This window comes from Neobacillus endophyticus, assembly GCF_013248975.1.
GTDB lineage: Bacteria > Bacillota > Bacilli > Bacillales > Cytobacillaceae > Neobacillus > Neobacillus endophyticus.
In genome coordinates this window covers 5,156,361-5,176,342 of the sequence record NZ_JABRWH010000001.1, presented here as the reverse complement: position 1 = coordinate 5,176,342, position 19,982 = coordinate 5,156,361, and the positions used below count along the sequence as shown (strand labels likewise).

The window sequence follows — 19,982 nt, the reverse complement described above, 5'->3', positions numbered from 1 at the left end:
GTCGCTAGTTTGTAACAATCTACTTTTTATTTGTAAATTAATTTTGAAAAAATATTTAAATATAAAGAAGAAAATGGTAGAATAGTGTCGAAATCAAGAAGATAACAAAGGAAAAGGTGGTGTTTACCATTGTAATTGATATCGAAACTCTTGCAGACAAGATTATTGCGGATGCGGCAAGAAACCAGGCAACAGATATTCATATTATTCCTAGAAAGAATGATACACTTGTACAAATCCGTTTAACCAACAAGCTTATTCCCCTACTATCTCTTCCTAAAGAAGAATGTGACAGACTCATTTCTCATTTCAAATTTACTGCCAATATGGATATCGGTGAAAGAAGACGTCCCCAAAGCGGAGCAATTATTTGTGAGGTAAACGGACAATTAATGGGGCTTAGACTTTCCACTCTCCCTTCCAATAGCCGTGAAAGTCTGGTCATCAGGATGCTTCCTCAGCAAGAACAAATCCCCTTTCATCAGATTTCGTTATTTCCTACCATGACTAGAAAATTATTAGCTTTGCTCAAACATGCCCATGGGTTAATCATTCTAACAGGTCCAACTGGCAGCGGCAAAACCACGACTTTATACTCTCTTTTGACTGAAACCGCCCACTTATTTCATCGAAATGTCATCACCCTTGAAGATCCGATTGAAAAAAAATATGACTCTGTTTTACAGGTTCAAGTAAATGAAAAAGCAGGGGTTACGTATGCTGCGGGACTTAAAGCGATATTGCGCCATGACCCAGACATTATAATGGTCGGAGAGATCAGAGATGCCGAAACTGCGAAGATTGCTGTAAGAGCGGCCTTAACTGGTCATTTAGTCCTATCCACGATGCATACAAGGGATGCAAAGGGTGCTGTGTATCGTCTATATGAGTTTGGTGTGAATTGGTTAGAAGTGGAACAAACTTTGATTGCTGTTACCGCGCAAAGACTAGTTGAATTAACCTGCCCTTTTTGTGCAGGAGAATGTTCGCCGTTTTGCCATTCAAATGGAAGATGGAAACGTGCCAGCATCTTTGAACTTTTAACCGGAAGAAATTTAAGCTTAGTCATGCGGGCAGCGAAAGGTGAGAAGGTCGAAGTGAAATATCGTACGATCAAAGATGTTATCAAAAAAGGAATTGTCTTAGGCTACATCAAAGAGTCGGAATATGACAGGCTGGTATACAATTATGAAGAAGAATAAGTGGTCACTCAAAGAGCAGGCTAATCTTTTGAGGCAAATTGGCGAGCTATTATCAAGAGGGTATCCAATTGCCGATGCGATTACCTCGATTTCCTTGCATTTGCCGGTATTTCGAAAAAAGGAATTAGATAATTGCTTGACTGAAATGAAAAAAGGAGAATCCTTTCATGCTGTTCTTGAAAGTCTCGGGTTTGATAAAGAATTAATAGGGTATGTTTATTTTGCTGAACAACATGGAAATTTTACAGAAGCACTGCTTGAAGGGAGCAGCCTGACATTATTAAAGAGTCACGATATGCAGAAATTATTGAAACTGCTTCAATATCCAGTAATACTTTTATTTATTACAGGCTTTTTGTTTGTCTTTGTCGAACATACTTTGCTTCCAAGATTTACACAGTTATTTCACTCACTTGGTCTGGAAGAAAATTTTTTTTCGAAAGTGATTTATACCCTTGATCATTATTTTCCTGCTGTATGGGGAGCACTGCTTGTATCAGCCAGTCTGGCGGCGATATACTATTTTTTTCAGTTCCGAAAGCTCCCCATTCTAAAACAGCGTACCTTGCTGGTGCGCATACCCCTTGTAGGAAGAATCCTCAAATTAATGTTTAACCACTATTTTTCTATTCAACTAAGCTTTCTATTGTCAGGGGGCATATCGATCTCCGAGGCATTACTGCTATTTGAGCAAAACCACCGACAGCTTTTTTATAGTCAACTGGGTAAAGAAATTAAATTAAAACTTATTTCTGGGGAGAAATTAGAATGGATTCTTGGTTCTTTTTCGTTTTTCGAAGCTGAGTTTGCAATGGTGGTAAAGCATGGCCAAGAAAACGGAAGATTGGAGCAGGAGCTATTATTCTTTAGCAGGCGATGTGTCAAGAATTTGGAAGAACTCATGGATAAAATCTTTAAAACAATTCAGCCCTTGTTCTACCTGTTTATTGGTTTCTTGATTGTTTCGATGTATCTAGCCATTCTATTGCCGATGTTTCACCTTCTGGATGGAATTTGAACAATGGAGGTATATAAAATGAATAACAAACATTTTAATAACGAAAGAGGATTTACCTTGATTGAAATGATGATTGTTATGTTAATCATTTCTGTCTTGTTAATTATTACAATTCCTAATGTTACAAGACATAATACCAATATTAATAACAAAGGCTGCGAGGCCTATGTGAAAATGGTACAAGCCCAAGTACAAGCGTATGAAATGGATGTAAATAAGATCCCGACAATTGATGATTTAAAAACGGCTGGTTATATTATGAAGGATTCAAAGGGCTGTCCAAATGGAGAAGCAATTAAAATTGATGCAGATGGAACAGTCACAGCGGTAGCAAATGAATGATTAACGATCAAAAAGGTTTTACATTAACAGAGTCATTAGTAGTCTTTTCTATATTTTTGATTCTTACCACTGTCACTGTCTTTTCCTTAAAACCGCAGCAGACGTTAATTAATAAGACTGATTTTTTCACTCAATTTAAAGCCGACCTTTATTATGCACAAGAATATGCTATTTCTCATCAGCATGAAGTTTCGGTAACCATTATTCCTAGTGAATATAAGTATTACATGTATTTAAATACTTTTTCCCCGCCCATTATGGAGAGGAATTATTCGCATGATTTATATCTAACTGAGGGCTCTCTGCCGCTATATTTCAAATTTTTGCCGGATGGAAATATAAACAAGTTTGGTTCCATCATTATTCAGTCGAAAAATAAAACTTACCGAATGACCTTTTTGATTGGAAAGGGAAGGTTTTATGTTGCAGAATCATAATGGATTTTTTCTGCTTGAACTGCTTCTGTCACTGTCTGCCTTATTCATGATCTGTTTATTCTTTATCCCCATATACATTGATTTAAACGAGCAATACAGGAAATTTGAAATCGAAAAAAAAGCTCATGAACTAATGTATGAAGAATTAGAAGCAAACCTTATGGGTGGCCAAAAATTATCTGAATACACTTTTTTAGAAAATGGCGTGATTTATCGTATATATTGGCGGGACTCTAAAATAGCTGGGCAAAAGGAGGTCTGTGTGAGCTTTGAACAAAATTCTAAACTGGCAAAAACGGATATTTGTACTGCATCTGAATGATAAGGCTTTTACACTGATTGAGTCATTATTTGCACTTTCTATTTTTATAATGATCATTTTTTTTATGGCACCTGTTTTTCATATTGTCTTACATAATGGAAAAAGTGATGATGCAAAATTACAAGGGATGGAGTGGTCAGTCTTTTGCAGCCAATTAAAAAAAGAAATCCGCCAGTCCATAAGAGCAGATATTAACTCAGGTCAATTGATTGTAACGAAAGATAGTGAAACTGTTCAATATGATCGGTATGGGAATACTCTCAGAAGACAGGTAAATTCCCTTGGACATGAAATCGTGCTTCAGAATGTTTCACAATATACCTTTTCCATTTTAAATAATGGTGTGAAACTCACTGTAAAGGATCAGTGGGGAAAAGAATACTCAGTAAGTGCTCATTCATTTATTGATTGGAATGTTGAAAAATGAAAAAACATGAGAAGGGATTTACATATCCACTTGTCCTATGCTTACTAATCGTTTTTTTTCTATTTTTTTCTCTGCAAGTTGAGCGATTATTGACAGAAAGAAAGCAAGTTCATGAAACGTCGATCATCCTTCAACAAGAGTATTATTTACTTTCTTCTGTTAAAAAATTAGAGATGATCTATCAAACAAGCGGCAGATTACCTGGAATTGGATCCATTAATTTTCAAAAAGGGAAGATGGATTTTCAAACGGACCCACCAGTAGGTTTTTTAGAAAAGGTTGCATTCACACTGCATTTAGATACAGGTGAAACGGTTGTTGGCAAGGGTTATTTTGATTCGAGGACTAAAAGAATCGTAAAATGGTCAGATTAAAAAAAGTGTTTGAAAAATATCTCTTCCGGGCATACTTGTAAGGTATAAAAAGGCAGGTGTGTCCAATGAAAACAAATGATTATGTTAAATATATGACACAAACTATTGTTAAATATGCAGATCAGCCAAAAGAGGAGCGTAAACGGATTAGACAGGAAAGAAAAGAAGCAAAAGCTGCATTTTGGTTCCGCTGGTTTGGAATTCTCCCTTATGTCTTTTATTCCGAGGTGAAAAGAAGAAGAAATCACGATGGAAGACGAATGATAAAAGGCGGTTTCTGGAAATAAACGTGCCCCCAAGTTAAAATGATAACTTGGGGGTTTTTCATTTAAAGGTGATTAAATTGCTTTTTCGGTTAAATAGAAGAGGCCTCCATTAACAAATGAGATCGTAATATTTGGTTCATATTGCTCCTGCAAAGCTTTTTTTTCTATTTCATAGCTCTCATTTTCCTCGATGTCTTCATAAAAATGATCTAAAAGGCGCAGGTCCTTTTCCCAGCGGTTTCTGGCTTCATCAGCCCATGAATGATCCTCTTGATCTATAACTGATTTCAAATAGTTTTCAATTCTCAGCATGCCGCTTTTGGGTTTAACCAGAGGTGATAGGGTAAAAGAATAATCGGGAATTTTGGGTGTTAGTGCCACCTCTAAAAGACGATCGTGAAAGTTTTCAACCATTCGTCCATTAATAAGCTGCAGCCCGATGGATTTAAAGATATCGCGCTTACGATCGCACTGATACGAAATTTTTACATTCATACACAGCCATGGGAATAAGGACGTTTGCTTTGCACCATTACGATGATTTTCATAAAGACGGATGTATCTCGACAAATTCTTCGTAGAGGTGAAAATTTGATGAAGCCTTGGCGAGCCGAAATGAACGGTTTCTCCTTTAATATTTTCAGGTGCTGCTTTTTGGTTGGTAATCAAGGTCAATTTCATGGGATTGGGGCAGCCGCCTGTTTTTTCTAAATAATGCCAGTAAAATGGCCGATTCATTAATTCCTTATCAAGTTCAATAGTTAATTGTACAGTTATATACCCTGGGTGATTTTCAAGGATCGGGCATTCATTGGCTTGAAAATATTTTAAAAGAAAGTTATGGATTTCCTGCTGCTGCATGTGAATCACCTTTCTTCATATTTTGTGCAAACTCAATCATTGATGATAAATTTTCCATTTTAATTCGCATTTCTCCCTCAGAACAAGAAGCTCCAAAGATATCTGTTAAATGGTCCTCAATGTTGCCGATTTCCAGTTTTGTTAAAATATCATCAAGCTCGCCAATAACCTTTTCGAATAAATCAATTTTTTCATATAAGAGCTTCAGAATATGTTCCTCTACAGTATTTTTTATCGCGAAATTATAAATTCTTACATCTTGCTCTTGTCCTAAACGATGAATCCTTCCAATTCGCTGCTCCAGTCTCATTGGATTCCATGGCAAATCAAAATTAATAATATGATGGCAAAATTGCAGATTGATACCCTCACCGCCTGCTTCTGTTGCGATCAGAACTTGAGCATGCTTTTGGAACAACTCCCGCATCCAATCTTTTTTGCCGCGCTTAAAACCGCCCCGGAATGGGACAGAAGTAATGCCATGTTGTTTTAAAAACCACTGGAGATATAGTTGAGTTGCCCGATATTCTGTAAAAATAATGACTTTGTCATTGATGCGTTGAATTAACTCAAGCGCCTTTTTCGCTTTTGAATTGGTTTGAACGCCTTCCACTTTTTTGATTAGTTCCTGTATTTGATTTTCGAAAGCAGGAGAAGGGTTTTCTTTTTTTTGCAGCATGTTTTTTAATGTATAAAAAACAGCTTCCCTGCTGCTGCAGGCTTCACGTTGCAATGTCATGACAGAAAAACTGGAGGCTTGGACCCAATCTCCTTCATTTTTTAAGTCGTATATTGCCTCGTACAGTTCTTTTTCAGAAGGAGTAAATTCAATGGGAATTGTCTCCACATGACGTTTGGTCCATTCAATCCCGGTGTCCGCACGACGATTGCGTATCATTACCTTGTTAACTAATTCTTTTAAATGTTCATTGTCGTTTAAGGAACGAGAATCCCTTTTGTATTTTTCATAAAAGGCCGATTCACTTCCCAAATGTCCGGGCTTTAACAAGGAAACGAGATTGAAAATTTCTTCGACCCGGTTTTGAATAGGTGTTGCTGTTAGCAAAAGACAAAATTTCTTTTTCAGATTTTGGACAAATTCGTAGTTTTTGGTTTTGTTATTTTTTAATTTATGCGCTTCGTCAATGATAATCAGGTCATAATTCTGCTGGAAAATAATGTCCCTATGCGGATTTCTCTTGGCGGTATCAATAGAAGATACCACAACATCACATTGCTCCCAGACGTAGCTTTTCTTTTGGCTTATGGCGGGAATATAGAATTTGCTGTTTAGCTCCATTGACCATTGTGTGACTAAAGATGCAGGTACTAGAATAAGAACTTTTTTCACTAAACCGCGAATCATATATTCTTTTAAAATTAGTCCCGCTTCAATCGTTTTCCCAAGGCCTACTTCATCAGCAAGAATGGCTTTCCCGTTCATGTTTTCAATGACTTGCCTTGCGGTTTCAAGTTGATGGGGGAGAGGAGTTAAATTTGGCAGATGCTTTGGCGCCTGCAGTCCTTCAAATTCGGGAACGACCAGATGCTTTTCCACCTCAATGGCAAGCTTGGACAATTCCCAATTGCCCCAAGGTCCATCCTGGTCCACTCTATGTAAAAAATCTCCCTGCCAAGAGGAATCTAAACTGATTTCAACCGTCAATATGTTCATCTCCTTTAATCAGTCTGTTTTATAAAAAAGGATTGCTCAATGCATCGTCTTAATGGTAGGATGATAATAGCTTTGAATGTTTTAAATATTTAAATTAGGTAATATATTTTTAAAGTATAATTAGTATCACCAAAATGGAAAATATTATAAATGCGGATGATGACAAGGGGAGAGACTACTTTGTAGCGCCGAAGGAGCAAACAGAAATGTGAATCTCTCAGGCAAAAGAACTCTTGTTTGACGCAGCTCTGGAGAGTGCTGCTTAAATGGGCAGCCACCAAAGGGGAAAGCCGGTAACAGGTTAAACTTTCAGGTGCAAGGACAGGGACCTTCCTTAAATTTTAAGGGAGGTTTCTGTCCTTTTTTATTGATTATTCCTGGTTGTGTTTAAAGATTACTTCTGTAAAATTAATTATTTTACAAATAATGAACATGTAAAAGGAATGAAGGGGGATTTATAATGACAAATCTGAAACGAACTCCGCTATTTGACCTATATAAAGAATATGGCGGGAAAACCATTGATTTTGGCGGCTGGGAATTGCCTGTCCAATTTTCGAGCATTAAGGAAGAGCATGAGGCAGTTCGTACTAGAGCTGGTTTATTTGATGTTTCTCATATGGGGGAAATCGAAGTACAAGGTGCTGACAGTTTGAAGTATTTGCAAAAAATGTTAACTAACGACATTTCAAAAATTAAAGACGGCGGTGCCCAGTATACGGCCATGTGTTATGAAAACGGCGGTACTGTTGATGATTTACTTGTCTATAAAATTGCAGAACATCATTATTTGCTCGTCATTAACGCGTCCAATATTGAAAAGGATTACAACTGGCTCGAAGTTCATGTAGAAGGCGATGTCCATTTAGTTAATTTATCAGAACAAACTGCACAGTTAGCACTGCAAGGTCCTTTAGCTGAAAAGGTATTGCAAAAGCTTACTGTTAGTGATTTAAGTGTTATTGGCTTTTTTAAATTTCAGCAAGAAATCAGCATAAATGACAAAAAAGCATTAGTTTCAAGAACAGGCTATACCGGAGAAGACGGATTTGAAATTTATTGTGATTCAGCCGATGCTTCAGCACTTTGGAAAGCGATCCTGGATGCGGGAAAAGAGGAAGGAGTGCTGCCGTGTGGATTGGGTGCACGGGATACCCTTCGATTTGAAGCCAACCTGGCTCTTTACGGTCAGGAATTATCTCCGGAAATATCTCCGCTCGAAGCGGGAATAGGATTTGCTGTTAAGTTAAATAAAGAATCAGATTTTCTAGGAAAATCAGCGTTGGCTGCCCAATGGGAATCTGGATTGCCAAGAAAGATTGTCGGAATTGAAATGGTCGACCGCGGAATTCCACGTCACGGATACCGAGTATATAAAGGTGAAAAGCTGATCGGCGAGGTCACAACAGGAACACAATCCCCGACCTTAAAGAAAAACATTGGGCTTGCCCTGATTGCTACTGAATTTGCCAAACTTGAAACAGAAGTGGAAGTAGAAATTCGTGGTAAACGTTTAAAAGCTGTAGTCATTCCAACACCTTTTTATAAAAGAGGAAAATAAACTCGAAGGGAGTCAGTTTTATGAAACACCGCTATTTACCAATGACTGAACAGGATAAGAAGGTGATGCTTGAGACGATAGGTGTTTCAAGCGTCTATGAGCTATTCAGCGATATCCCAGAGAAAGTGAGATTTAAAGGAGAATTAAAGCTTAAAGCTGCCAAGTCTGAAACGGCATTGATGAAAGAGTTATATAAGCTCTCAAGAAGAAACGCTGACTTGAAAGAGAATGTTTCCTTCCTCGGTGCAGGTGTATACGACCACTATATGCCAATAATTGTTGATCATGTCATCTCAAGGTCGGAATTCTATACTGCATATACACCATATCAGCCGGAAATATCTCAAGGTGAGCTTCAGGCAATTTTTGAATTTCAAACCATGATTTGTGAATTAACAGGAATGGATGTGGCTAACTCCTCCATGTATGATGGCGGTACCTCTTTAGCTGAGGCAGCAATGTTAAGCGCGGGCCATACAAAACGAAAAACCATTATTGTTTCAAATGCGGTACATCCGGAATATCGAGAAGTTTTAAAAACCTATGCTAAAGGCCAATATTTACAGGTAGTGGAAGCACCAGTGATTAACGGTATAACTGATATTGAAGCATTGAAGAAATTGGCAGGTGATGATACTGCAGCTGTCATCGTTCAATATCCAAACTTTTTCGGTCGTATTGAACCGTTAAAAGAGCTGGAAGAAATTATCCATGGCAGCAAAGCGATGTTTGTTGTTTCCAGCAATCCAATGGCGCTTGGTGTTTTAACCCCTCCTGAAAAATTTGCCGCTGATATTGTTGTTGGTGATGCTCAGCCTTTTGGAATCCCAACTGCTTTTGGCGGGCCTCATTGCGGGTACTTTGCAGTAAACAATAAGCTAATGCGCAAGGTTCCTGGACGTTTGGTTGGCCAAACAACAGATGACAAGGGGAGACGCGGATTTGTTTTGACACTTCAGGCTCGTGAGCAGCATATTCGAAGGGACAAAGCGACATCCAATATTTGTTCAAATCAGGCGTTAAATGCTCTTGCTGCTTCTGTTGCTATGACTGCTATTGGCAAAAAGGGTGTCAAAGAAATGGCAGCTGCCAATTTGCAAAAAGCCCACTATGCAAAAATGGCATTTAAAGAGGCTGGATTTACAATCGTTTTTGACGGTTATTCCTTTAATGAATTTGTTGTTCAATTTAATAAACCAGTTAAAGAGCTGAATCAGAACCTGATGCAAAAAGGAATTATTGGCGGTTATGATTTGGGCCGTGATTATCCTGAGTTGGCAAATCATATGCTGATTGCTGTTACCGAGCAGAGAACGAAGGAAGAAATTGATATATTAGTGAAAGAATTGGGGGATTTGCATGCTTAATCAAGACCAGAAGCTCATTTTTGAACTTAGCACACCTGGCCGAATCGGATACAGTCTTCCGGAAATAGATATTCCGGAACTGGATATAAGCGGCCTTCTTCCAGAAGGTTATATACGGGAAGAGGAGCCTATGCTTCCGGAAGTTTCTGAGCTCGATATTATGCGTCATTATACAGCTCTTTCGAAAAGAAACCATGGATTGGATTCCGGATTCTATCCACTCGGTTCATGCACAATGAAATACAATCCGAAAATTAACGAAAATGTTGCCCGCTTTAATGGCTTTGCTCATGTGCATCCACTCCAGGATGAGAGCTCTGTACAGGGGGCACTGGAGCTAATGTATGATCTTCAGCAGCATTTAAAGGAAATCACCGGTATGGATGAAGTGACACTTCAATCTGCTGCAGGTGCCCATGGGGAGTGGACAGGATTAATGCTGATCCGCGCTTATCATGAAGCAAATGGCGACACTAAACGCACAAAAGTCATTATCCCGGATTCTGCCCACGGTACAAACCCTGCTTCAGCCACGGTAGCAGGCCTTGAAACAGTTACGGTAAAATCAAATGAGAATGGTTTGGTCGATCTTGACGATTTAAGAAGAGTAGCAGGAGCTGATACAGCAGCACTAATGCTGACAAATCCTAACACACTTGGTTTATTCGAGGAACATATTGTCGAGATTGCCGAAATCGTCCATAATGCCGGAGGAAAAGTGTATTATGACGGTGCCAATTTAAATGCGGTTTTGTCCAAGGCACGGCCGGGGGACATGGGCTTCGATGTCGTTCACTTAAACTTGCACAAGACGTTTACTGGCCCCCATGGCGGAGGCGGTCCAGGTTCAGGACCTGTTGGTGTAAAAGCAGATCTGATTCCATTCCTGCCAAAACCATTGGTTTCTAAACGCAATGAAGAGTATGTGCTTGATTATGATCGCCCGCAATCGATTGGACGGGTCAAGCCATTCTACGGAAATTTTGGGATTAATGTTCGCGCCTATACTTATATTCGCTCCATGGGACCGGATGGCTTAAAGGCCGTAACTGAAAATGCCGTGTTAAATGCCAACTATATGATGAGAAGGCTTGCGGAATATTATGATCTTCCATTTGACAAGCATTGTAAGCATGAATTTGTTTTAAGCGGCAGACGCCAGAAAAAATTAGGCGTTAGGACATTGGATATTGCCAAGAGACTGCTTGATTTCGGTTTCCATCCGCCAACTATTTACTTCCCGCTTAATGTAGAAGAATGTATCATGATCGAACCAACAGAAACAGAATCAAAAGAAACACTTGATTCGTTCATTGAAACGATGATTCAAATTGCTAAGGAAGCGGAAGAAAATCCTGAAATCGTACAGGAGGCTCCTCATACAACCGTTGTAAGCCGTTTGGATGAGACAACAGCGGCAAGAAAACCGATTTTAAGATATCAAAAAGATTAAGGTTTAAAAGGGATGGACAGTGCAGCCTTCCCTTTTTTTGCCGATAAGAAGATACCTTTCCGATCAAGCATAAGTGCACTAAGGAATGTTTCGGGAGCATTAGCCTCCTGTGCATTTCGGCGAACTACGCCTTTGTCTTCGCGCAAGCGGGCTTGCTTGACGTCGAGTTTTCTTTATCCGTCACAATTCATTTATGCAAAAAGGCTTCGGTGCGTCCCGAAGCCTTTATCAATTTTGCATCATTATTTTTTCGTTTTAACTTTACCTGTCCACTTTTTAAACCCGCCTTGCAGCTGTGCAAGGTCTTTATAGCCTTTTCTATTCAAATATTGAGCGGCACGTGCACTGCGCATTCCGCTTTGGCAATAAAGATAAACCGGCATATCAGGGCGAATTTCCTTGGATCGCATTCTAATTTGCGACATCGGAATATTGCGGGCTCCTAAAATATGGCCTGCTTCAAATTCGTTTGGTTCACGAACATCAATTAGCTGAGCCTTTCGGTATCCTGAACGGAATTCTTCTTCTGTTAAAGTTTTTACAATTTTCTTTTGATAAAAGAAGGTGAAAATGGAATAGATCCCGAACACTGCGATAATGATGATTAAAGTATAAATTGTATTCACCTTAAGATGGCCCCTTTCAAGCTTTTCTGCACTAATATTTATTATATAAGCCAATCCTTTAAAGAGTAAAGATGAAACGTAAAAATTCTTTATGTTTTGCTTTGCCTTTATTATGCTAGAAACATTTGATTTTGAATTTGCCCTTTATTTTGCTACTCTTAATAACGAGTTAATTTTTAAAAAAAGAGGTTTTAGAATGAAAAAGGAAGTATGGCGCTTTATTGATTCAGGAAATTGTTCACCGTCTTTTAACATGGCATTAGATGAAGCATTACTGGATTGGCATAGTACTGGGAAAATCCCTCCAGTTATCCGTTTCTATGGATGGAATCCGCCAACCCTTTCGGTAGGATACTTTCAAAAAGTAGAAAAGGAAATCGATCTGGAGGCTGTTAGAGAACATAAGCTAGGCTTTGTCAGAAGGCCAACTGGGGGACGGGGAGTCCTTCATGAACATGAACTTACGTATAGTGTGATTGTTTCTGAAGATCATCCGGAAATGCCGAAAAGTGTAACAGAGGCATATCGTGTGATTTCAGAAGGATTATTAAAAGGATTTCAGCTATTGGGGTTAGAAGCTTATTTTGCCGTACCAAAAACAGCTGCAGAACGTGAGGCTTTAAAAAACCCACGCTCGGCTGTATGTTTTGATGCCCCAAGCTGGTATGAACTCGTTGTTGAAGGAAGAAAGGTGGCAGGAAGTGCCCAGACCCGGCAAAAAGGAGTAATCCTTCAGCATGGCTCTATCCTATTGGATTTAGATGAAGATAAGTTGTTTAGTTTATTTAAATATCCCAATGATCGTGTGAAAGAACGAATGAAGAGGGTATTTAAAGATAAAGCAGTTGCCATCAACGAGATCAGTTCGAGAAGAATTACGCTAGAAGAAGCGAAAGAAGCTTTTTATAAAGGGTTTGCGGAAGGACTTAATGTTGATTTGGAGCCATATCAATTAACAGCAGAAGAGCTTCAGTATGTAGAAAAACTGGCTAAAGAGCGCTATGAAAGTGATGAATGGAATTTTAAACGCTAAGTGAAAAAAGCGGCAAACGCCGCTTTTTCTATTAAGTGCTGATTTCTTAGAAGTTGTTTTCTATTAAAAAGCAAGTTGTAAAATTTGTTGAAATTTCTTGTTTTATGGCGAAAAAGTGTAGAAAACGATCGTTTTCTCTCGAAAATGGTTTTTTTTGCGTTTGACAAAAAAAGAATTTTTTGCCTAACCTACAACATGTAGTAGTGTCGAAAATATTTTCGGTACTATATGTTGATTAAAGTAGTTTTGATATGATAACCTAATGGATATTAAGACAACTAGAATTTTTGCTTTTGTTGCTAGATTATTGCAAAAGCTAGACAATTAAATATTTTGAAGGAGTTGTTCTCATTGTCTGTTGTTTTTAGGTCAAAAATGAATGTCGATTTTGAAAGGTTGAATGAGGATATCCACCTATTTCCCCAAGTCCACCCAGTTACCCCAGATATGAAAATTACTCACAAGGGTGTATCACGCTTGGTCATGTTGGACCGTTACACCTTTAAAGACACTGAGAAAATTACCCTAACTAACGGAGACTTTGTTGTTCTAACCATTAAAGAGGACCCAAAATTCCCTGCGCGTGGATTAGGTTACGTTATGGAGATTGATTGGGAGAATAAAAAAGCGAAAGTATTAGTTGAAGAGGAATTCAGAGGAGTATTGGATGCCCAAGAAGAGGCTGAAACAGGAGTAATTTGGAGATCGCTAGATATAATTGAGAAACCGCTGGAGCTTTTTTATGAACAAATTGCGAAGCGGGTTGCCACTGGACTTGCTGAGGTTGAGGAAACAGAAGAGAAGCGAATTGAGTGGACGGAAAAGTTTTATCAAGAGCTTGTAAATTTAAACTTTATTCCGGCAGGTCGTGTGCTTTACGGTGCAGGAGCAAACACGGATGTTACCTATTTCAACTGTTATGTTATGCCGTTTGTTGCTGATTCCCGTGAAGGAATTTCAGATCATCGCAAGCAGGTAATGGAAATCATGAGCCGCGGTGGTGGTGTTGGAACTAATGGTTCAACATTAAGACCAAGAAACACCCTTGCAAGGGGAGTAAACGGAAAATCATCGGGCTCCGTTTCCTGGCTCGATGACATTGCGAAATTGACACACCTTGTAGAGCAGGGTGGCAGCCGCAGAGGCGCACAGATGATTATGCTTGCGGACTGGCATCCGGACATTATTGAATTCATTATTTCTAAAATGCAAAATCCAAGAATTCTTCGATTCTTGATTGAAAATACAAATGAAGAAACAATAAAAAAACACGCCAAGGATAAACTGAAGTTCACACCATTAACGCTACAAGAATCGGCAATGTATCAAGGTATTATAAACTATAAAAACATTCCTGGTTATGGAGGCTTCAGCGAATCAATAATTGCAGATGCTGAAGAGAAACTGGCTACGGGCGGTACTTATACAGTCCATAATTCTGAATTCCTAACTGGAGCCAATATCTCTGTCTGTTTAACAAAAGAATTTATGGAAGCTGTTGAAAATGATGGTGAGTATGAGCTTCGCTTCCCATATGTTGAACAATACGATCAAGAAGAAATGAAAACATACAATGAAGAGTGGCATAAGGTTGGAGATGTCCGTGAATGGGAAAAACTTGGACATAAAATACGTGTTTACAAAAAGATTAAAGCCAAAGAACTTTGGAACCTAATTAATATTTGTGCAACATACTCAGCAGAGCCTGGAATCTTCTTCATTGATAATGCCAACGACATGACAAATGCAAAAGCATATGATCAACAGGTTGTTGCAACAAATCCTTGTGGTGAACAGCCGCTCGCACCATTTTCTGTCTGTAATCTTGCTGCTGTTAACCTTGCTGAGATGGCAGATAAGAAAACAAAAACAGTTGATTTTGAAAAATTAAAACAAACAGTAGCTGTGGGTGTCCGTATGCAGGATAATGTCATTAATGCTACTCCATATTTCCTTGAAGAAAACAAAAAGCAGGCACTCGGTGAACGCCGCGTCGGCTTAGGTGTAATGGGATTGCATGACCTACTCATCTATTGTGAAACTGAATATGGTTCACCAGAAGGAAATGAACTGGTGGATAAAGTGTTTGAAACCATCGCTACAACCGCCTATAGAGAATCAATCGAATTAGCGCAGGAAAAAGGGAGCTTCCCGTTCCTGACTGGGGAAACACAAGAAGAAACCAATCGATTAAGGCAAGCATTTATCAACACGGGATATATGATGAAAATGCCTGAAGATATTCGCCAATCGATCTTAGTGAATGGAATCAGAAATTCACATCTATTAACGGTGGCTCCAACGGGATCCACAGGAACGATGGTTGGGGTATCTACAGGGCTGGAACCTTATTTCTCCTTCTCATACTTCCGAAGCGGCCGACTTGGCAAGTTTATCGAAGTAAATGCAGATATCGTCCAAGAGTACCTTGATCATAATCCAGATGCAGACAAAGAAAATTTACCTAAATGGTTTGTCACAGCAATGGATCTTGCTCCTGAAGCCCATGCGGATGTTCAGTGTGTCATCCAGCGTTGGATTGATAGCTCTATCAGTAAAACGGTAAATGCACCAAAAGGATACAGTGTGGAACAGGTAGAGAAAGTGTATGAACGTCTATACCGAGGCGGTGCAAAAGGCGGAACAGTCTATGTAGATGGTTCTCGTGATTCCCAAGTCTTAACCCTAAAGGCTGAAGAAAATTCAGATGAACAATTATCCATTTTTTCAGAACAGCCTAAACAGCATGTTGTTTTAGTGGATACCATTACGGATCTTCGTTCTACAGACGTAACAATTGGTTCAGAAGTGGGCAATACATGCCCAGTCTGCAGAAAAGGAAAAGTGAAGGAAATTGGAGGCTGCAATACATGCACAAACTGCGGTGCACAATTGAAATGCGGTCTTTAAATCTTATTTGAGGTGTGGAATCATTCCACACCTTTTCATGTTGCGTAAAATATTCTTAAAAAGAAAACAAAATCCTCATAAAACCTATAACATCATCAATTCATTTAAAAACAAAGTCGAATTTTGTAACATAATTGTAATATGGCTGTGACGTGCCTGTTATTCTTTCCTAGTATAGTAAATGTATCGAATCACTCCAAAGGGGGAATAACAAAATGTTAAAGAAATACATCACGGCACTTGCCATGACTGCTACTTTATTAACTTCTTTGTTTACCACTATGGGGGATAAAGCAGAAGCGGCTACTTATAATTATCATGAAAAAGCAATAACGGTTGCCAAAGCAAATCTGGGTGTTCCATATCGTTGGGGCGGAATGTCTCCAAGCGGATTTGATTGTTCAGGCTTAGTAAAATATTCTTATGGAGAGGCAGGAAAGATATTACCTCGTACAGCAGCAGATATGTTCTATACACAGGGTAATCGTGTAGCTTCTTTGCAAGCAGGCGACTTAATGTTTTTTGCACCAAATAAAGCAAGCAAACCTACTCATGTTGCATTGTATATTGGAGCAGGTAAAATGATCATGGCTTCTACTTCGCAGGGAGTAATGATAACTTATACAAATAACAGTTACTGGCAGCCAAGATATATTGGAGCAAAACGAATATAAGATCTTGAAAAAGAGCATCCATTGATGCTCTTTTTACATAGACCTGAAATTTTCTTCTTGTCCTTAGTACTATTTTAGGCGGCTCCTGCTTAAAGATGTAACAATGAGACCATCATGGGGAGTGGCTGCCATGAATATCGACGGTGTATTATCTGGGGGAGGCATAAAAGGATTTGCTTTAATTGGTGCTTACGAGGAAATTGAAAGCAGAGGTTTACGCTTTGTAAGAATGGCAGCAACAAGCGCAGGTTCGATTGTAGCAGCGTTTATTGCTGCTGGCTATACAAGTCAAGAAATATACCAGTTGATCGATGAAGTGGATATGGATCTGATGCTTGATACCCGTAAATCACTCATTCCATTTTCTTTTTTTAAATGGCTGTCAGTCTATTGGAAACTGGGGTTATATAGAGGCGTGGAATTTGAAAAGTGGATGACAGAAAAACTTGCAGCAAAGGGGCTGAGAACATTCTCGGATTTACCGCCTAAAACTCTTCGGGTTATTGCTTCTGACCTTTCAAATGGAACGATGATAGTGCTGCCTGACGATTTAGAAAAATACGGAATTTCTTCAAACTCATTTCCCATTGCAAAAGCAATTAGGATGAGCTGCAGTATTCCATATTTTTTTGAGCCTGTGAGATTGCGTTCAATAACCGGTATTAACATCATTGTTGATGGAGGGGTCTTAAGTAACTTTCCTATGTGGATATTTGATAGGGAGGACGAACGAAAAGTCAGACCTGTCCTGGGGATTTCCCTGAGTGCGAGTGAATATGAGCATAAAAAACATACAATAAAAAATGGCATCCAATTATTTGCAGCTTTGTTTGAAACGATGAAAGATGCCCATGACTCGAGGTATATTTCCAAAAAACATGCAAAAAATATCATCTTTATTCCCACTGAAGGGATTCTTCCTATTGAGTTTCATTTAACAGATATTCAAAAGCAGGAATTGTTTACAATAGGAAAAGAGCATGCCAAAAATTTCTTGAATCAGTGGAGTTACTAATATTTTTGTATTATTTATAATAAAGGAAAATTTATATCAAAAAAGAATCGAGCGTGTTAAAATGACGCTCGATTTTTCTTTTTTCCTTTTTTTCCTTCAATGACTGTTAGATGAGCAGGAGATTTCTTTTTAGGCTTGGTATTTTTCTTAAGTGGTGATAAAGTACCGAGGCCGGAATTTTTTGGATTCGAATCGCCGCCCTTTTGCAGCAAGCGCCGTTTTGATCTTCTTGCAGCTTTTAGAAATGCACGCTGCTCTTTTTTCTGAGGGCTTGAGGTTGAAAATTTACGAACAACAAAATAGATCACACAACAAATCAATGCGATGACTGCTAATCCCTGAATAAAACCGGCGGGATTAGCTGAAAATGAACTAACAACGCCGATAATGGCAAGAATGATCAGTCCCCCGACAACAATTAAAGATGTCCGATTTTTCAAGAAAGCCACCTCCCTAAGAGCATCATAAGCATTTTTTTACTCTTTTAAACCCTTCATTTATGGATTTTAGACAATTTCTTCCGTTTCAATTTTATATTCAGCTTCCTTTTCTTTTCGGAGTAACTCATTAAAGGAATGAATCGCCACTTCTACCTGGTCATGACTAGGTTCCTTTGTTGTTAACAGCTGAAGCCATAATCCTGGAAGTCCGAGATACTTTAGCACTGGAACATCTCTTAATTTATTCGTGAATTGCAAAACTTCAAAGGCAATACCTAAAACCACTGGTATTAAAATTAATCGGTCAACAATTCGTAACCAAAGAGGAGAAGTCGGAACGGCCATATAAACAAAAACACCAACAATAACAGTAAATAATATGAAACTGCTCCCGCATCGATAATGAAGTCGGGAATGGGCCTGAACATTTTCAACCGTCAGTTCCGCACCAGCCTCAAAGGTATTTATTACTTTATGCTCAGCACCATGATATTGAAACACCCTTTTAATTAATGGTGTTAAGGAAACAAAATAAATATAGCAAAGTAAAATTAACAGTTTAAAAAACCCTTCCACCAATACTTGGGCAACATCTGATGAAAACAGCGGCCTCGTTAATTCAGCTAAGAAGATGGGGATTAATGTAAACGCAAATTTTCCAAATAAAAATGATATGACACCAATTGTCGCAACACTAAGGTACATCGATAATTTGGGGGCTTCTTTTTCCTTTAGTTTTTCATCATCTTTCGGGTCTGTATCATATCTTTCTGTGGAAAAGTTCAAATGCTTTGAACCGTTTGCACTGGCCTCAATAATGGCAATAATCCCACGAAGGAAAGGGATTTTTTTGAAACTGGTTAAGGTAGGATTTTGTTTGCGGGGCAAATGAAAATAATCTATTGAATGGTCCCTTCTGCGAATCGCCGTAACATAATGATATTTTCCGCCAAACATAACTCCCTCGACCACGGCTTGACCGCCGTATACCGTTTTTTGCGATTTAGACATACACATCAACACCAATCTATAACAAAGTTGCACATTAGCAGAAAACAAAAATCTGAATGTACTTAAATGTATTCTACTAGAAAAATCAAAAAACCTCTAGGAATGACATATTCTTTCCAATTAAAAATCAAAAAATATTTTTTTAGGTGCAAAAGATTGGAAAGTAAAGGACATAATAACTATGCCTTTGTTAAACAAGGATTTAATTACCCACTCCAGGCAGGAGCGGTCCAGTAAGCCTCCTTTATAGCTTATGTGCCTGTGGGGTCTTTCCTGCCTCATACTCCCGTGGGAGTCTTCGCGCCTTCCACTCCATCAACTAAGAATAATCTACAACGCTCTTTAACATAGCCTTTATTTAAAGAAAAATGTTTTAGTACTATTATAAATAGCATTGGAGGAAATATTATGACTAAAGAATTGAAGACGAGATATCCACAACCTATGTCATTGCCAGTGATGGTATTCTGGACTGGGTTATTTGGAGGAATCTTTTGGGGATTGATTGGATTTATCGCATCCTACCTTAGTTTTACTGATATACGTCCCAATGTAATCATTGAACCGTGGGCACTTGGGAAATGGAAATACGGGTGGCAGGGAACAGTTTTATCCATAGTTTTGCTCGGCCTGATTTCCGTTTGTGCTGCCTTCATTTATTACTTACTGCTTAAAAGGTTTAAAGGCTGGTGGATGGGTTTATGCTATGGTATTGTCTTGTTCCTGCTTGTTTTTTTTATTTTAAATCCTTTATTTCCTGGAATTAAGCCATTTGTGGACTTAAGCAGGGATACTGTCATCACCTCAATTTGTATATATATTGTATATGGGATTTTTATTGGATATTCCATTAGTTACGAGTATCAATTGAATTCCATGCAAAAGAAGGAAGCCTCAACCTGACTTACTAATAGTGCGAATCAACTGGTTATGATAAAATGAACTAGTGACTGAAAAGGAGAGTGGAG

Annotated in this window: 21 protein-coding genes and 1 riboswitch; of the genes, 16 read left to right on the top strand and 5 right to left on the bottom strand. The window is 38.6% G+C overall.

Annotation, left to right across the window (positions count from 1 at the left end; genetic code table 11):
- The first annotated feature begins 119 nt into the window (after positions 1–119).
- The 8 genes from comGA to HPT25_RS25750 all read left to right on the top strand — a co-directional run bounded on the left by comGA (position 120) and on the right by HPT25_RS25750 (position 4,409).
- Positions 120–1,202, top strand: coding sequence for a competence type IV pilus ATPase ComGA (gene comGA, locus HPT25_RS25785; RefSeq protein ID WP_312857335.1), 1,083 nt, complete (start codon positions 120–122; stop codon positions 1,200–1,202).
- Positions 1,189–2,220 (top strand): competence type IV pilus assembly protein ComGB, encoded by a 1,032-nt coding sequence (comGB, locus tag HPT25_RS25780; protein ID WP_173070643.1) that lies wholly within the window; start codon positions 1,189–1,191, stop codon positions 2,218–2,220. The genes comGA and comGB overlap by 14 nt, the downstream gene beginning before the upstream one ends.
- Before the next feature lie 18 nt (positions 2,221–2,238).
- A complete protein-coding gene (gene comGC, locus HPT25_RS25775) occupies positions 2,239–2,562 on the top strand; it encodes a competence type IV pilus major pilin ComGC (protein WP_173070641.1) in 324 nt (107 codons plus the stop codon).
- Positions 2,559–2,999 carry a competence type IV pilus minor pilin ComGD gene (gene comGD, locus HPT25_RS25770; protein ID WP_173070639.1) on the top strand — a complete coding sequence of 147 codons (441 nt, stop codon included), beginning with the start codon at positions 2,559–2,561 and terminating at the stop codon, positions 2,997–2,999. The genes comGC and comGD overlap by 4 nt, the downstream gene beginning before the upstream one ends.
- Positions 2,983–3,321 (top strand): hypothetical protein, encoded by a 339-nt coding sequence (locus HPT25_RS25765; RefSeq protein WP_173070637.1) that lies wholly within the window; start codon positions 2,983–2,985, stop codon positions 3,319–3,321. Before comGD ends, HPT25_RS25765 begins: the two co-directional genes overlap by 17 nt.
- Positions 3,269–3,748, top strand: coding sequence for a competence type IV pilus minor pilin ComGF (gene comGF, locus HPT25_RS25760; protein ID WP_246277281.1), 480 nt, complete (start codon positions 3,269–3,271; stop codon positions 3,746–3,748). Before HPT25_RS25765 ends, comGF begins: the two co-directional genes overlap by 53 nt.
- Before the next feature lie 89 nt (positions 3,749–3,837).
- Positions 3,838–4,122, top strand: a complete 285-nt coding sequence (comGG, locus tag HPT25_RS25755) for a competence type IV pilus minor pilin ComGG (protein WP_217269840.1) — start codon at positions 3,838–3,840, stop codon at positions 4,120–4,122.
- A gap of 65 nt (positions 4,123–4,187) precedes the next feature.
- On the top strand, positions 4,188–4,409 hold the full coding sequence (locus HPT25_RS25750; RefSeq protein ID WP_173070633.1) for a YqzE family protein: 222 nt from the start codon (positions 4,188–4,190) through the stop codon (positions 4,407–4,409).
- A 51-nt stretch (positions 4,410–4,460) separates the two neighbouring features.
- Here HPT25_RS25750 and HPT25_RS25745 read toward each other — a convergent pair whose 3' ends face one another.
- Together HPT25_RS25745 and HPT25_RS25740 are read right to left on the bottom strand one after the other, a co-directional pair.
- Complete coding sequence (locus tag HPT25_RS25745) at positions 4,461–5,249, bottom strand: YqhG family protein (protein ID WP_173070631.1); 789 nt, start codon at positions 5,247–5,249, stop codon at positions 4,461–4,463.
- Positions 5,227–6,915: a DEAD/DEAH box helicase gene (locus HPT25_RS25740; RefSeq protein WP_173070629.1), complete on the bottom strand. Its 1,689-nt coding sequence runs from the start codon at positions 6,913–6,915 to the stop codon at positions 5,227–5,229. The genes HPT25_RS25745 and HPT25_RS25740 overlap by 23 nt, the downstream gene beginning before the upstream one ends.
- A 165-nt stretch (positions 6,916–7,080) precedes the next feature.
- Positions 7,081–7,167, top strand: a riboswitch (glycine riboswitch).
- 217 nt (positions 7,168–7,384) lie between these two features.
- Here HPT25_RS25740 and gcvT point away from each other — a divergent pair.
- From gcvT to gcvPB, 3 genes are read left to right on the top strand one after another with little or no spacing between them, the layout of a single operon-like run.
- Positions 7,385–8,485 carry a glycine cleavage system aminomethyltransferase GcvT gene (gene gcvT, locus HPT25_RS25735; RefSeq protein ID WP_173070627.1) on the top strand — a complete coding sequence of 367 codons (1,101 nt, stop codon included), beginning with the start codon at positions 7,385–7,387 and terminating at the stop codon, positions 8,483–8,485.
- A gap of 20 nt (positions 8,486–8,505) precedes the next feature.
- Positions 8,506–9,852 carry an aminomethyl-transferring glycine dehydrogenase subunit GcvPA gene (gene gcvPA, locus HPT25_RS25730; RefSeq protein ID WP_173070625.1) on the top strand — a complete coding sequence of 449 codons (1,347 nt, stop codon included), beginning with the start codon at positions 8,506–8,508 and terminating at the stop codon, positions 9,850–9,852.
- A complete protein-coding gene (gene gcvPB / locus HPT25_RS25725) occupies positions 9,845–11,305 on the top strand; it encodes an aminomethyl-transferring glycine dehydrogenase subunit GcvPB (RefSeq protein ID WP_173070623.1) in 1,461 nt (486 codons plus the stop codon). The genes gcvPA and gcvPB overlap by 8 nt, the downstream gene beginning before the upstream one ends.
- Positions 11,306–11,547: 242 nt before the next feature.
- Here gcvPB and HPT25_RS25720 read toward each other — a convergent pair whose 3' ends face one another.
- The gene (locus HPT25_RS25720) at positions 11,548–11,931 is read right to left on the bottom strand and encodes a rhodanese-like domain-containing protein (RefSeq protein ID WP_173070621.1); all 384 of its coding nucleotides are present in this window, start codon (positions 11,929–11,931) and stop codon (positions 11,548–11,550) included.
- A gap of 196 nt (positions 11,932–12,127) precedes the next feature.
- Here HPT25_RS25720 and lipM point away from each other — a divergent pair, with 196 nt between their 5' ends.
- The 4 genes from lipM (at position 12,128) to HPT25_RS25700 (ending at position 17,563) form a co-directional block, all read left to right on the top strand.
- Positions 12,128–12,964 carry an octanoyltransferase LipM gene (lipM, locus tag HPT25_RS25715; RefSeq protein WP_173070619.1) on the top strand — a complete coding sequence of 279 codons (837 nt, stop codon included), beginning with the start codon at positions 12,128–12,130 and terminating at the stop codon, positions 12,962–12,964.
- 351 nt (positions 12,965–13,315) lie between these two features.
- Positions 13,316–15,874, top strand: coding sequence for a vitamin B12-dependent ribonucleotide reductase (locus tag HPT25_RS25710; RefSeq protein ID WP_281368251.1), 2,559 nt, complete (start codon positions 13,316–13,318; stop codon positions 15,872–15,874).
- A gap of 215 nt (positions 15,875–16,089) precedes the next feature.
- The gene (locus HPT25_RS25705; protein WP_173070617.1) at positions 16,090–16,548 is read left to right on the top strand and encodes a C40 family peptidase; all 459 of its coding nucleotides are present in this window, start codon (positions 16,090–16,092) and stop codon (positions 16,546–16,548) included.
- A 130-nt stretch (positions 16,549–16,678) separates the two neighbouring features.
- Positions 16,679–17,563: a patatin-like phospholipase family protein gene (locus HPT25_RS25700; protein WP_173070615.1), complete on the top strand. Its 885-nt coding sequence runs from the start codon at positions 16,679–16,681 to the stop codon at positions 17,561–17,563.
- A 56-nt stretch (positions 17,564–17,619) separates the two neighbouring features.
- On the opposite strand, the gene HPT25_RS25695 is transcribed toward HPT25_RS25700, so the two are convergent.
- Complete coding sequence (locus tag HPT25_RS25695) at positions 17,620–18,012, bottom strand: SA1362 family protein (protein ID WP_312857334.1); 393 nt, start codon at positions 18,010–18,012, stop codon at positions 17,620–17,622.
- 57 nt (positions 18,013–18,069) lie between these two features.
- Positions 18,070–19,014 carry a DUF1385 domain-containing protein gene (locus HPT25_RS25690; RefSeq protein WP_173070611.1) on the bottom strand — a complete coding sequence of 315 codons (945 nt, stop codon included), beginning with the start codon at positions 19,012–19,014 and terminating at the stop codon, positions 18,070–18,072.
- Between the two features lie 408 nt (positions 19,015–19,422).
- Here HPT25_RS25690 and HPT25_RS25685 point away from each other — a divergent pair, with 408 nt between their 5' ends.
- A complete protein-coding gene (locus tag HPT25_RS25685; protein ID WP_173070609.1) occupies positions 19,423–19,917 on the top strand; it encodes a YqhR family membrane protein in 495 nt (164 codons plus the stop codon).
- Positions 19,918–19,982 lie beyond the last annotated feature (65 nt).

Excerpts from the sequence above, each read along its gene's own strand:
- HPT25_RS25685 (WP_173070609.1), top strand. The coding sequence starts at position 19,423 with ATGACTAAAGAATTGAAGACGAGATATCCACAACCTATGTCATTGCCA.
- HPT25_RS25745 (WP_173070631.1), bottom strand. The coding sequence starts at position 5,249 with ATGCAGCAGCAGGAAATCCATAACTTTCTTTTAAAATATTTTCAAGCC.
- comGD (WP_173070639.1), top strand. The coding sequence starts at position 2,559 with ATGATTAACGATCAAAAAGGTTTTACATTAACAGAGTCATTAGTAGTC.
- gcvPA (WP_173070625.1), top strand. The coding sequence starts at position 8,506 with ATGAAACACCGCTATTTACCAATGACTGAACAGGATAAGAAGGTGATG.
- gcvPB (WP_173070623.1), top strand. The coding sequence starts at position 9,845 with ATGCTTAATCAAGACCAGAAGCTCATTTTTGAACTTAGCACACCTGGC.
- HPT25_RS25765 (WP_173070637.1), top strand. The coding sequence starts at position 2,983 with ATGTTGCAGAATCATAATGGATTTTTTCTGCTTGAACTGCTTCTGTCA.
- HPT25_RS25705 (WP_173070617.1), top strand. The coding sequence starts at position 16,090 with ATGTTAAAGAAATACATCACGGCACTTGCCATGACTGCTACTTTATTA.
- gcvT (WP_173070627.1), top strand. The coding sequence starts at position 7,385 with ATGACAAATCTGAAACGAACTCCGCTATTTGACCTATATAAAGAATAT.
- HPT25_RS25750 (WP_173070633.1), top strand. The coding sequence starts at position 4,188 with ATGAAAACAAATGATTATGTTAAATATATGACACAAACTATTGTTAAA.
- comGB (WP_173070643.1), top strand. The coding sequence starts at position 1,189 with ATGAAGAAGAATAAGTGGTCACTCAAAGAGCAGGCTAATCTTTTGAGG.
- comGC (WP_173070641.1), top strand. The coding sequence starts at position 2,239 with ATGAATAACAAACATTTTAATAACGAAAGAGGATTTACCTTGATTGAA.
- HPT25_RS25690 (WP_173070611.1), bottom strand. The coding sequence starts at position 19,014 with ATGTCTAAATCGCAAAAAACGGTATACGGCGGTCAAGCCGTGGTCGAG.
- lipM (WP_173070619.1), top strand. The coding sequence starts at position 12,128 with ATGAAAAAGGAAGTATGGCGCTTTATTGATTCAGGAAATTGTTCACCG.
- HPT25_RS25700 (WP_173070615.1), top strand. The coding sequence starts at position 16,679 with ATGAATATCGACGGTGTATTATCTGGGGGAGGCATAAAAGGATTTGCT.